This is a genomic window from Streptomyces sp. NPDC054872 (assembly GCF_053610705.1).
In genome coordinates this window covers 1-11714 of sequence record NZ_JBSGYY010000059.1, presented here as the reverse complement: position 1 = coordinate 11714, position 11714 = coordinate 1, and the positions used below count along the sequence as shown (strand labels likewise).

The window sequence follows — 11714 nt, the reverse complement described above, 5'->3', positions numbered from 1 at the left end:
CAGGCGGTGTCCGGGGCTCTTTCGTGTGCGGTGCGTATGCGGTGCGTATGCGGGTGCCAGAGGGCTCAGCCCAGCTCGGCGGGCGGCGTGCGCTTGTTGTCGACCTTTTCGATCCGCTCCAGCTCGCCCCACACCACGTAGCGGTAGTTCGACGTATAGACCGGCGTGCACGTCGTCAGGGTGATGTAGCGGCCGGGCTTCTTCGCGCCCGATTCCTTCGGGATGGCGTTCAGGGCCTTCACGTTGTACTTCGACGTCTCGGGAAGGGTCGAGTACACCTTGTACACGTACCACTTGTCCCGGGACTCGAAGACGATCGCGTCGCCCTTCTTGATCTTGTCGATCTTGTGGAACTTCGCGCCGTGGCCGTCGCGGTGCGCGGCCAGCGTGAAGTTGCCTTCCTTGTCCTGGGGGAGAGCCGACTTGATCGGGTCCTCGTAGTAACCCGCGACGCCGTGGTTGAGCACCTTGCTGCTGGTGCCCTTGCGGACCAGGATGTCGCCGTTGCCCATCGCGGGCACGTGCAGGAAGCCGATGCCGTCCTTGGTGTTCAGGTTCCCCGGGCCGCCCGCCCAGCGGTCGCGCACCTTGTCGCCCTGCTTGTGCGCCTCCCGGTCCGCGACGACGTTCGTCCACCACAGGGAGTAGACGACGAAAAGGCCGAGCACCAGGCCCGCGGTGATGAGGAGTTCACCGAAGACGCTGACCGCCGTGGCGATGGGGCCGCGCCCCCGTGGCCGTGGTGTGCGGGCGGGCGTCGGCGCCTCGGCCTGCTTGTCGGCCCGCTCCTCGGCCTGCTCCTCGTCGTGGTCGGTCCTGGCTGCCACTGGATCTGCCCCGTTCTCACCGTGCTAATTGACGAGCGCGCTCGGTTTGCCCTTGCTGCGCGGTCGTTCCTCGGCCATCTTGCCCCAGACGATCATTCGATACTTACTCGTGAATTCCGGGGTGCAGGTGGTCAGTGTGATGTACCGGCCCGGTTTGGTGAAGCCCGACCCCGGCGGGACGGGCCCGATCACCGAGGTGTTGCTGGGCTGGGTCTGCGGCAGGATGCTCGCCATCTTGTAGACGAAGTACTTGTCCTGCGTCTCCACGATGATCGGATCGCCCGGTTCGAGCTGGTTGATGTACCGGAACGGCTCGCCATGGGTGTTGCGGTGCCCGGCGACCGCGAAGTTGCCCGTCTTGGCGTCCGGCATGGGCGTCTTGGTGCCGCCCTCGTTGTAGTGGCCGACCATGCCGCGGTCCAGGACCTTCGGCTTGTCGATGCCCTCGGCGATCGGCACGACCACGTCCAGGCGCGGGATGTGCAGTAGCGCGAAGCCCTGTCCGGGCTCGAAGGCGCCGGGCTTGCCCTTGCCCTTGGCCCACTTCTCCTGGAGGTCGCTGGCGGCGCCGTTGGCCTGCTGGTGGGCGCGGATGTTCGTCCACCACAGCTGGTACGTGACGAAGAGAAGCATCAGGACGCCGACGGTGATGAACAGTTCGCCGATCCCCCGGCTCACCACGGCACCCGGGGAGGGCTTGCGCGCGCGCTCGGCGCGACGGGCCTCCACGCGGGACAGGGGGGCGGCGGACGCTGCCGTGGAGGGCCGCTGAGGGGCGCCCTTCTTGGCGGCCTTGCGGCGGGCGGCTCGGCCGCCCGTGGGGCGTTCCGGCTCCGGCTCGGGATCGGTCTCGGGCTCGGCTATTCGGCGGGTGTCCGCGGTCCGCAGGCCTACGGTCTCGTCGTCGACCGGGGGCGGCGGCGGTGACTGCGGTTGTGCTTGCGGTTGTGGCTGCCGCTGAGGGGCGTACGCGCCGTACAGCTGCTCGTACGTCGGTTCCTGCGGCCGCTGCTCGTACGTGGGTTCCTGCGGCCGCTGCTCGTACGTGGGTTCCTGCGGCCGCTGCTCCCCGTACCAGTCGCGCGCGTACCCCTGGAGGTCGTACCACTCCTGGGGCTGAGGCTGCTCAGGCTCCGGCTGAGGAGGCGCGGGCTGCGGCTCCGGCTCGGCGGGCCCGCTGCGGAACCACGGCGAAGGGTGCTGGCCCCGCTGACCCGGCAACGGGTCGGTCAGCGGATCGGCAAGGTGATCGACAGCCGCTTCGAACGCCCCGGGCTCCTCAAACGCCCCAGGCTCCCCGTACGACGCGTACTGCTCGTCGTACGGAACTCCGGAGGAATCGCGCTCGGGACGCAACGCGGTCACGCCGTGGCCCTGCCCACCACCGGGGCCAGCCCGCTCGACCTGCCGATGGCCCCCGCGTCCCCGCACTCCACCAGCCAGTTGGCGAGCATGCGGTGGCCGTGCTCGGTGAGCACCGACTCGGGGTGGAACTGCACGCCCTCGACCGGCAGTTCACGGTGGCGCAGGCCCATGATGATGCCGTCCTCCGTGCGCGCGGTGACTTCCAGATCCGCGGGAACCGTGGCCGGCTCGGCGGCGAGCGAGTGATAGCGCGTCGCGATGAACGGCGACGGCAGCCCCGCGAAGACACCCTTGCCCTCGTGGACCACCGGGGACGTCTTGCCATGCAGCAGCTCCGGCGCACGGTCCACCACTCCGCCGTACGCCACCGCCATCGACTGCATGCCGAGGCAGACGCCGAACACGGGCACACCGGTCCCCGCGCAGTGCCGCACCATGTCGACGCAGACGCCCGCCTGCTCGGGTGTGCCGGGGCCCGGCGAGAGCAGGACACCGTCGAAGCCGTCCTGCGCGTAGCGCAGCTCGACCTCGTCGTTGCGCAGGACCTCGCACTCGGCGCCGAGCTGGTAGAGGTACTGGACGAGGTTGAAGACGAAGCTGTCGTAGTTGTCGACCACGAGGATGCGGGTCGGACGTCCGTCGGTACTCACTGGCCGTCCACCGTCACATCGTTGAAGGGAAGCAGCGGCTCGGCCCAGGGGAAGACGTACTGGAAGAGCACGTAGACCACAGCGAAGACGAGCATCAGCGAAAGCAGCGCCCTTACCCAAGCGTTTCCCGGCAGATGCCGCCAGATCCAGCCGTACATGCCGTCCCTTCCGTAGCCGTACGGCACCAGACTAACGGCGTAGTGCCTCCGGTTTCCCGGCCTCGACGGGCTGGGTGGCATCGAGGTGCGCCCAGACGATCAACCGGTGGCTGTGTCCCCACTCTGGTTCACAGGTCGTAAGGGTGAGGTAACGGCCCGGCCCGTCGTATCCGGACTTGCGAGGAACCGCGTCGATGACCCCGGTGTCGCCGGGCAGCGTCTTGTAGGGCTTCTTGTCGATGCGGTACGTGAACCATGTGGTGCCGTCGGTCACGACCACGGGATCGTTCGGCCGCAGCTTCGGGAAGTCCTTGAACGGGTCTCCGTACGTGCGGCGATGGCCCGCCACCGAGAAGTTGCCCCGCTGGCCGAGCTGCGCGGTGTCCTCGTAGTGGCCGAGGCCCTTTTTGAGGGTCTCGGTCCCGGTGCCCTGGAGCACCGGCTTGTTCCACGTGAAACCAAGCCGCGGGATGTACATGACGGCGAAGGGTTTGCCGTCCTCATAGGGAGCGGGCTTCTTCGGGGACGACGCCTTCGAGGGTGCGTCGTCCGTATGCGCCGGCACCGACCCTTGCGCCCACTGGTCCTGCAGCGTGTCGATCTGGCTGTCCATGGCGTTGTCGGCCTTCACGCCGGTCCAGAACAGGACGTACACCACGAAGAGCACGATCAACGTGCCGACGGTGATGCACAGTTCGCTGAACGTCCTGACGAGCACTCGCACCGACACAGCTCCCCCAGCGGCTTACTCCACGGGCTTCGCGTAGTGGAGATCCACTGTGCCCGAGTAGCCGGGAAGAGTCATCGCTCCGTCGTCGTCGACTTTCCAACCGAGGCCGTACGCGTTCACGTACAGCATGTAGTTCTGGATCTCCGGGGACGCGGCGAGCGCCGTCTTGAGCTTCTCCGGATCGCCCACCGCGGTCACCTTGTACGGGGGCGAGTAGACGCGGCCCTGGAGGATCAGGGTGTTTCCCACGCAGCGGACGGCGCTGGTGGAGATGAGCCGCTGGTCCATCACCTTGATGCCTTCGGCGCCGCCCTGCCAGAGCGCGTTGACCACGGCCTGGAGGTCCTGTTGGTGGATGACCAGGTCGTTGGGCTGGGGCTCGGGGTAGCCGGGGAGCTTGGCGGTGGCGTTCGGCGGGGCGTCGGCGAGGGTGACGGAGACCGCCTCACCGCTGAGCTTCTTGGTGCCCGCGTTCTTCTCCAGCGCCTTGAGCCGCGCGTCGTCGGCCTTCGTGCCGCCGTTGTCGCGCTCGGCCAGGGATTCGACGTCGTCGCGCAGCGTCCCGTTGGACTCGTCCAGCTTGCCGTTCTTGTGGCTGCGCTCCTCGATCAGGTCGGAGAGCTTCAGGAGCGAGGCGTCGGTGCGGATGTTCGTGCCCTTGGCCGTGTTGAAGCTGGTGAAGAAGATGAGGCCCGCGAGCGCGAAAACGGCGGCCGTTAGGAGCCGGACCGGCCGCCAGCGAGGACGGCGACCCGGGCCTGTGGGGGAGTCGGCGGAATTGCTCAACGTACCCTTATCTCCTTCAGCGCCGCGGAAGCACTACGCTAACGGACGCCCGGGGGAGGGCTCAGCTCCCCGTATCGACAGGAGAGACCCTCGTGCCGAAGTCACGGATCCGCAAGAAGGCCGACGATTACACGCCGCCCGCGAAGAAGGCGACGAACATCAAGCTGACCAGTCGCAGCTGGGTGGCTCCGGTGATGCTCGCGATGTTCCTCATCGGGCTCGCCTGGATCGTCGTCTTCTACGTCACCGACGGCAAGCTGCCGATCGACCCGCTGGGCAACTGGAACATCGTGGTCGGCTTCGGCTTCATCGCTGCGGGGTTCGGCGTCTCCACCCAGTGGAAGTAGCGCCCCACCCGCAGGGCTGAACGCAAGCCTTACCCTGAGTTATCCACAGCGCTATCCACATCCGGGCGCGACCTGGGGAAAAGAAAGACGATCTGTGGATAACCCTCATGGCGTTGACGCCGGTATGACTGGCTGATCGCCGGCAAGCCCTCACAGGCCCCTTGTCCTTCCTGGGGAAACCCAGGCCAGCGACAAGGGGCACTGTTGTTCCCCACAGAATGCACAAGCGTGGGCACACGCTGTGGACAACTTCGGTCATCGCACTGCACGGGCGACCGTCAGACGAGCTGAGCGGTCCTGATGAGCACAGCCGCGAGGACCACGACCAGCACCACCGCACAGGTCCCCCACTGCACGAGCGTCCGCCGCTCACGGGGCGCGTGCACCATCCCGTACGCGATCGCGACACCGGCGACCAGACCGCCGACGTGCGCCTCCCAGGCGATGCCGTCCATGGTGAACGTGAAGAGCAGGTTGATCGCCAGCAGCGCGATGACGGGACGCATGTCGTAGTTCAGGCGCCGCATCAGGACGGCGGTCGCGCCGAGCAGGCCGAAGATCGCTCCGGACGCCCCGAGCGAGGCCTTGTCCGCGCTCTCCAGGACATACGTCAACGCGCTGCCGGCCAGACCGGACAGCATGTAGAGGGCGAGGAAGCGAGCGCGGCCGAGCGCCGCCTCCAAGGGGCCGCCCAGCCACCACAGCCCCAGCATGTTGAAACCGATGTGCCAGATCTCCTGGTGCGTGAACATCGACGTGACCAGGCGATACCACTGGCCTTCGGCGACGCCTTCCGTCGGCACCCAGGGCGCGGGCGGCCACGCCCCGATCAGGACGAGTTCATTGACCAGGCGGTCCCCCACGGCGAGGACGGCGATGAACACCGCGACATTCAGGCCGAGCAGGATCTTGGTGACAAGACGCGGGTCCGTGGCGATCGAGCCACCGGCGATGGTGCGCGGCTGGTTCGCCGCGGGCGCGTGTCCGGTGCCCGAGCCCTCGCGCACACACTCGGGGCACTGGAAGCCGACCGAGGCGCTGATCATGCACTCCGGACAGATGGGCCGCTCGCAGCGGGTGCAGCTGATGCCGGTCTCGCGATCCGGATGCCGGTAGCAGCCGGGCAGGCCGCTTGCGTCCTGTGGCCCCTGCGGGCTTCCTGGTGCCTGGTCCATGGGGTCCCCTCAATGTCCGTACGAAGGCACAGCTGCGCGCGCGTGGCGAACGCACCGCCCCGCCCTTCCTTACGGATGGGCGGGGCGGTTTGGTTCCCTCGCGGAGTGCGCCGGTGTCAGGCGGCGCGCGTCTCGATGACGACCGATTCGATGACCACGTCGTTCACCGGGCGGTCGGTGCGCGGGTTGGTCTGCGTGGCCGCGATCTCGTCGACGACCTTCTGGCTCGCCGGGTTCGTGACCTCGCCGAAGATCGTGTGCTTGCGCGTGAGCCAGGCGGTCGGGGAGACCGTCACGAAGAACTGGGAGCCGTTGGTGCCCGGGCCCGCGTTGGCCATGGCGAGCAGGTAGGGCTTGTCGAAGGCGAGGTCGGGGTGGAACTCGTCCTCGAACTCGTAGCCGGGGCCGCCCGTGCCGTTGCCCAGCGGGTCGCCGCCCTGAATCATGAAGCCGCTGATGACGCGGTGGAAGACCGTGCCGTCGTAGAGCCGGTCCGTGGTCTTCTTTCCGGTCTCCGGGTGAACCCACTCGCGCTCGCCCTGGGCGAGCTCGACGAAGTTCTTGACCGTCTTCGGCGTGTGGTTGGGGTGCAACAGCACCTCGATGTCGCCTCGGTTGGTCTTCAGGGTGGCGTAAAGCTGCTCGGCCACGGTCTGCCTTCCGTTGTCTTCTCTGACGTCCAGATCCTCGCACGGACCGTATTCCGACGAGTAGTCACCGAGTGGGCGCGCGCCGCGACGATCCGTGGCATTGTCGGCAAAGCACTCTCCTTGTACCGATTTGATCAGAATGATCGCACCCGGATGCCCGGCTGCGTCATGCCTCGGATCCATTCCGGAAGGCATGATCCTTGAAAGGGTGGAAAGGTGACATACCTATAAGCCACCGAGGAGGAGGATCCTGTGACCCGCATCGACAGCGTGCGCGCCGCGACCGGTTCGGCTAGGGACAGCGTGCGGCATGCCGCGGAGGCGGTGGCCCCTTACGCCGGAACGGCCAAGGAGCAGGCCGTCCATTACGCGCACGAAAGCCGTGCACGCCTCGCGCCGAAGGTGTCGCAGGCCGCCGAGCAAGCCCGTGTGCAGTACGGCGCTCATGTCGGCCCGCGCATCGAGCAGGCCCGTGCGCATGTGCCGCCGAAGGTCGACCACGCCGCGCACGAGGCCGCTGTCCGCACCCGTAAGGCCGCCAAGCAGACCCGTAAGGCGGCCCAGCAGGCCGCCGACTACTCGAAGCCGCGGATCGAGCACGCCATGGCCGCGGCTCAGCCCGTCCGTGAGGAGGCGGCGTCCCGCGGTTCCGCGGCGCTCTCCGCACTGCGCGGCGAGGTCTCCCCCAAGGAGATCCAGCGGCTGACCCGCAAGCACAACCGCCGGGCCCGCGCCGGGCGTCTCGCCAAGGGTCTCGTGATCCTGGGCGTCGTGGCCGGCGGTGCGGTCGCCGCCTGGAAGTGGTGGGACAAGCAGGCCAACCCGGACTGGCTCGTCGAGCCGCCGGCGGCGACGGAGGTCCCCGACAGTGCGCCGCTGACCTCGGTCGACGGCAGCGGTCAGGCCTCCCTCGACCCCGAGGTCCAGGCCAAGCAGGCCGAGTCCGAGGCCGCGAACCGCGACGACCTGCGCTGACGCCACTGCATCACCGCATCACCGTATGACTGACAAACGCCGTAGGGCGGTATCACCTCAGCTGAGGTGATACCGCCCTACGGCGTTTCTGTGGAGCCTAGGAGATTCGAACTCCTGACATCTGCCTTGCAAAGGCAGCGCTCTACCAACTGAGCTAAGGCCCCGAAAACGGCGCACCCAGCCGGAAGGTATCCCGCTCCGGTGGGCAACGCAGACCAGAGTACCGGGTCTCCCCCCGGATCTCGCAAAAGGATTGGGGGTCCCGGTGAACGACCACGCTCCGTAAGATGCTCGGCGTGGTTCGCGGCAGCGAACCACGGTTTTTTGGGGAAGCGATGGGGAGACGCAATGGACGCCGCACAACAAGAGACGACCGCGAGAGCACGAGAGCTCCAGCGGAACTGGTACGGGGAGCCGCTGGGGGCGCTCTTCCGTCGTCTCATCGATGATCTGGGCCTCAACCAGGCACGCCTCGCCGGCGTGCTCGGTCTGTCCGCGCCCATGCTGTCCCAGCTCATGAGCGGACAGCGCGCCAAGATCGGCAACCCCGCGGTCGTCCAGCGCGTCCAGCTCCTCCAGGAGCTGGCGGGCCAGGTCGCCGACGGCAGTGTGAGCGCCGGCGAGGCCACCGACCGCATGGACGAGATCAAGAAGTCCCAGGGCGGCTCCGTCCTGACCAACACCTCGCAGTCGACGACGAGTTCGGGTGCTCCCACGGTGAAACGTGTGGTGCGCGAGATCCAGTCGCTGCTGCGCTCCGTCGCCGCGGCGGGCGACATCATCGATGCGGCGGACTCCCTCGCCCCGACCCACCCGGAACTGGCAGAGTTCCTCCGGGTATACGGCGCCGGACGCACCGCGGACGCGGTCGCCCACTACGAGGCGCACCAGAACTGAGCCGTCGGCCGGGCCACCGGGCGGCCCGGAGGGGGAGCAGTGCGCGACCATGGGTGAGGTCTTCGCAGGCCGCTACGAACTGGTCGACCCGGTCGGCCGTGGGGGAGTCGGAGCGGTCTGGCGCGCCTGGGATCACCGGCGGCGCCGGTATGTGGCGGCCAAGGTCCTGCAACAGAGCGACGCGCACGCACTGCTGCGCTTCGTGCGGGAGCAGGCGCTTCGGATCGACCACCCGCATGTGCTCGCGCCTGCCAGTTGGGCCGCCGACGACGACAAGGTCCTGTTCACCATGGCCTTGGTCGCCGGCGGCTCGCTGGCCCATGTGATCGGGGATTACGGCCCGCTGCCGCCCCGCCTGGTCTGCACGCTCCTGGACCAGCTGCTCTCCGGGCTCGCCGCGGTGCACGCCGAGGGGGTCGTGCACCGCGACATCAAGCCCGCCAACATCCTGCTCGAGGCCACCGGCACCGCCCGCCCGCATCTGCGGCTCTCGGACTTCGGCATCTCGATGCGGATGGGCGAGCCGCGGCTGACCGAGACCAACTACGTCGTGGGCACGCCCGGATACTTCGCGCCCGAACAAATGCTGGGCGCCGAGCCGGACTTCACCGCCGATCTCTTCGCCGTGGGCCTCGTCGCCCTGTATCTGCTGCAGGGCGCGAAGCCGGATGCCAAGGCCCTGATCGAGCACTTCGCCGCGCATGGCACACCCGGGGCGCCGCGGGGTGTTCCGGAGCCGCTGTGGCAGGTCGTCGCCACGCTTCTCCAGCCGGATCCACAGGCGCGGTTCCGTACCGCCACGGGTGCGCGCAAGGCGCTGAACTCCGCCGCCGAGCTGCTCCCCGAGCCCGGGCCCGACGACGAGATCGTGGAGATCTTCGACCAACTCGGCCCGCTTCCGCAGGGGTTCGGACCCGACGGCCCTCTCACGGCCTCACCGCAGCCGGGCTTCGCGCCACCCTCGGTCGCGCCTTCGGTTCCGCCCCCGCCCCGCGCCGCGCCCCAGACCGGCAGCTTTCCGCTGACTCCACCACCAGCGCCGCCGCAGGGGACGCCGTCGCGGGGAACGCCTGCGCAGGTCACGCCGCCGTTGGGGACACCGTCACAGGGGACGCCGGCGCAGGAGCGGCAGCCCGCAACGCCTCCCACGCCCACGCCCCCACCCCCGGCTCAGTCCCCGCATGTCCCTTCCCCTCACCCGGTCTCCGCTCCTGCCCCTGTTCACGTGCCGGTTCAGGCGCCGGCGGAACACCCGGCGGCCCACCCGGCGCAGCACCCGACTCCACACCCGGCGTACGAATTCTCACCGTCCGTGATGGCGCCGGAGCACCACGCATCAGCCCCCACCTACCCCTACACCGCTCAAGCCCCGCAGGTTCCACTCCAGCGCCGACCGGTCGCGCACCGGCAGAAACGACCGGGGCCGCCCGCGAAGGTGGCGATCCCGATGCTGCTGGCCGCTCTGGCGTGCTTCGCGGTGGGCATCTGGGCCCTCACTCAGATCTGAACCACACCGGCGGCGGCCCGTACTGCGCGGACGAACCCGATCCCGAGCCGGAGCCCGGGCCCGAGCCCGACCCGGATCCCGAGCCGTAGCCGGACCCCGAAGCGGAAGCCGCAGCCACCCTCGCCCTCCTCCGCCCGATCAGCGTCCACACGCCAAGGATCATCAGCAGCACGGCCCCAGCCCCGAACCCACCGGCGGCGACCACTTTCATGACGTCGCCGTCGCCGTCACCGCTCCCGCCCCCGCTCCCGGCATCCGTCTCGCCCCGCACCGCCGCGTCCTTGTCCTCACCCGTGACGCTGAACTCACCGGCGGGCCGCGCCGTCCCCATATACGCGGGCCCCGCCTTCGCCGCGCCGTCGACGTTCACCCGCAGCGTCAGGTCCAGCGGCTCCTCGCCGAACTCCCGGGTGACCTGCGGATTCAGATGGACGGAGAGGTAGTACCACCCGGCGAACCGTGTTCCGGCCACGCCGTCGATCGGGGAGTAACGGTTCTCGTGGGCAACGGGTGCCAGTGGATCCAGTGCGGTCGTCTTCTGCCGGCCGTCGTAGGCCGTGGTGGCGTCGTCGATGCGTTCGCGCACCGGATTGGCCAGCGACATCACGAGCGCCGACGTGACGTACTCGCCCCCGCCTCCGCTCGCACTGCCCAGCTCGGCACTGGCGGAGATCTGCTGCCCCCAGTCGACCGGCACACGGTAGAAGAGGGTCTGACCGGGCTTGATCCGGTCGCCCCAGACACCTGTTCCCAGCGCCCGCGCGTCGTTGAAGCCCGTGCCGCCCCTGCGCTCCTCGCGCGCGCCACCGGGCGGCGTGGGCGAGGCGGAGTCCCACGATCCGGGCGGCGCCGTCGGGGCGCTCTTGTCCACGCCGGGCTCCGACACGACGCGAAGCTCCGTGGCCCACGTCTCCGTACTGGAGCCCGGGTCGCTGTTCCGCTCGACCACCACGTAGTACGTTCCGGCCACTTTGCACCGGTTGTCGGCGGGGCCGACCGCCCGTACCGCCGAGGCGGAGATGGGCCGCGGGCTCTGCGACGTACCGAACCGGGCGTCTCCGGAGTTGCAGTTGTTGCCGTTCGCGTCCTGCAAGGACACCTCCAAGCCGTCCCCGTAGGCGACCTCGGCATCGAGCCCGGGAACGGCGGTGGCGGATACGTACACGGTCTCGCGGGCGTCCAATTGCAGCTGGTAGTAGAGCTTGGCGCCGCGGGCGAGAGAGCTTTTGTACGTCGACCCGGGCGTGAGTCGCGCGCTGTTCATGCTGGTCCGCGCGCCGTCGACCGGCATGGCCCGCGGGGAGAAGACGTACGGGCTCGGGGCCGGCTCCGACGGCCCCTCCGCCGCCGCCAAGGCCACCCCCGGAGAGGCCGGCACCGCACACAGCACGGCACACAGCGCCGCCCCCACGGCCGGTATCGTCCGGCGTCTGCGCAGCCGCCCCATCACGTGCCACCCCTCCCCCTGAGCCCCAGTCGTCCCGCCCACTATGCCCACGCGAGGACACGACAACCTTTGCTCACGCAAGGTGATGGCTTGCGTGAGCAAACCCGAGCGGCAAGCGACCCAAAAGATCCGGCCAGCCGACCAGCCGGACAGCCAGGCAGTCGGACAGCGCAGGCAGCCGGACAGCACAGGGCCCCGGC

General features: G+C 68.9%; 14 protein-coding genes and 1 tRNA gene. 5 read left to right on the top strand and 10 right to left on the bottom strand.

Going from position 1 to position 11714, the window contains the following annotated elements:
• Positions 1–65 precede the first annotated feature (65 nt).
• Genes ACWGIH_RS41170 through ACWGIH_RS41145 form a run of 6 tightly spaced genes read right to left on the bottom strand, consistent with a single transcriptional unit; the run spans position 66 to position 4516 of the window.
• Positions 66–827, bottom strand: a complete 762-nt coding sequence (locus tag ACWGIH_RS41170; RefSeq protein WP_453451352.1) for a class E sortase — start codon at positions 825–827, stop codon at positions 66–68.
• Positions 828–851: 24 nt separating this feature from the next.
• Positions 852–2192, bottom strand: coding sequence for a class E sortase (locus tag ACWGIH_RS41165; protein ID WP_453451351.1), 1341 nt, complete (start codon positions 2190–2192; stop codon positions 852–854).
• Positions 2189–2842 carry an aminodeoxychorismate/anthranilate synthase component II gene (locus ACWGIH_RS41160; protein ID WP_453451350.1) on the bottom strand — a complete coding sequence of 218 codons (654 nt, stop codon included), beginning with the start codon at positions 2840–2842 and terminating at the stop codon, positions 2189–2191. The genes ACWGIH_RS41165 and ACWGIH_RS41160 overlap by 4 nt, the downstream gene beginning before the upstream one ends.
• Positions 2839–3081 (bottom strand): hypothetical protein, encoded by a 243-nt coding sequence (locus ACWGIH_RS41155; RefSeq protein ID WP_453451349.1) that lies wholly within the window; start codon positions 3079–3081, stop codon positions 2839–2841. The genes ACWGIH_RS41160 and ACWGIH_RS41155 overlap by 4 nt, the downstream gene beginning before the upstream one ends.
• A complete protein-coding gene (locus ACWGIH_RS41150; protein ID WP_453451348.1) occupies positions 3032–3724 on the bottom strand; it encodes a class E sortase in 693 nt (230 codons plus the stop codon). The genes ACWGIH_RS41155 and ACWGIH_RS41150 overlap by 50 nt, the downstream gene beginning before the upstream one ends.
• Before the next feature lie 21 nt (positions 3725–3745).
• Entirely contained in the window at positions 3746–4516 is a 771-nt protein-coding gene (locus ACWGIH_RS41145; RefSeq protein WP_453451347.1) for a DUF881 domain-containing protein, read from the bottom strand.
• A 92-nt stretch (positions 4517–4608) separates the two neighbouring features.
• On the opposite strand from ACWGIH_RS41145, the gene crgA reads away from it, so the two are divergent.
• Positions 4609–4863 carry a cell division protein CrgA gene (gene crgA, locus ACWGIH_RS41140; protein WP_160506128.1) on the top strand — a complete coding sequence of 85 codons (255 nt, stop codon included), beginning with the start codon at positions 4609–4611 and terminating at the stop codon, positions 4861–4863.
• Positions 4864–5141: 278 nt separating this feature from the next.
• Here the strand turns inward: crgA and ACWGIH_RS41135 are convergent, their stop codons facing one another.
• Positions 5142–6038, bottom strand: a complete 897-nt coding sequence (locus tag ACWGIH_RS41135) for a rhomboid family intramembrane serine protease (RefSeq protein ID WP_453451346.1) — start codon at positions 6036–6038, stop codon at positions 5142–5144.
• Between the two features lie 116 nt (positions 6039–6154).
• Entirely contained in the window at positions 6155–6688 is a 534-nt protein-coding gene (locus tag ACWGIH_RS41130; protein WP_453451344.1) for a peptidylprolyl isomerase, read from the bottom strand.
• Positions 6689–6940: 252 nt separating this feature from the next.
• Here ACWGIH_RS41130 and ACWGIH_RS41125 point away from each other — a divergent pair, with 252 nt between their 5' ends.
• Positions 6941–7663: a DUF5324 family protein gene (locus ACWGIH_RS41125; protein ID WP_453451343.1), complete on the top strand. Its 723-nt coding sequence runs from the start codon at positions 6941–6943 to the stop codon at positions 7661–7663.
• Between the two features lie 91 nt (positions 7664–7754).
• Here ACWGIH_RS41125 and ACWGIH_RS41120 read toward each other — a convergent pair.
• Positions 7755–7827: transfer RNA gene (locus tag ACWGIH_RS41120), tRNA-Ala, on the bottom strand.
• Positions 7828–8011: 184 nt separating this feature from the next.
• Here ACWGIH_RS41120 and ACWGIH_RS41115 point away from each other — a divergent pair.
• Together ACWGIH_RS41115 and ACWGIH_RS41110 are read left to right on the top strand one after the other, a co-directional pair.
• Complete coding sequence (locus tag ACWGIH_RS41115) at positions 8012–8560, top strand: helix-turn-helix domain-containing protein (protein WP_453452812.1); 549 nt, start codon at positions 8012–8014, stop codon at positions 8558–8560.
• Positions 8561–8609: 49 nt separating this feature from the next.
• On the top strand, positions 8610–10067 hold the full coding sequence (locus tag ACWGIH_RS41110; RefSeq protein ID WP_453452810.1) for a protein kinase domain-containing protein: 1458 nt from the start codon (positions 8610–8612) through the stop codon (positions 10065–10067).
• On the opposite strand, the gene ACWGIH_RS41105 is transcribed toward ACWGIH_RS41110, so the two are convergent.
• Entirely contained in the window at positions 10054–11331 is a 1278-nt protein-coding gene (locus tag ACWGIH_RS41105) for a hypothetical protein (RefSeq protein ID WP_453452808.1), read from the bottom strand. The two genes, ACWGIH_RS41110 and ACWGIH_RS41105, sit on opposite strands and share 14 nt — an antisense overlap.
• On the opposite strand from ACWGIH_RS41105, the gene ACWGIH_RS41100 reads away from it, so the two are divergent.
• On the top strand, positions 11312–11536 hold the full coding sequence (locus ACWGIH_RS41100) for a hypothetical protein (RefSeq protein ID WP_453452806.1): 225 nt from the start codon (positions 11312–11314) through the stop codon (positions 11534–11536). The genes ACWGIH_RS41105 and ACWGIH_RS41100 overlap by 20 nt on opposite strands.
• Positions 11537–11714: the final 178 nt, after the last annotated feature.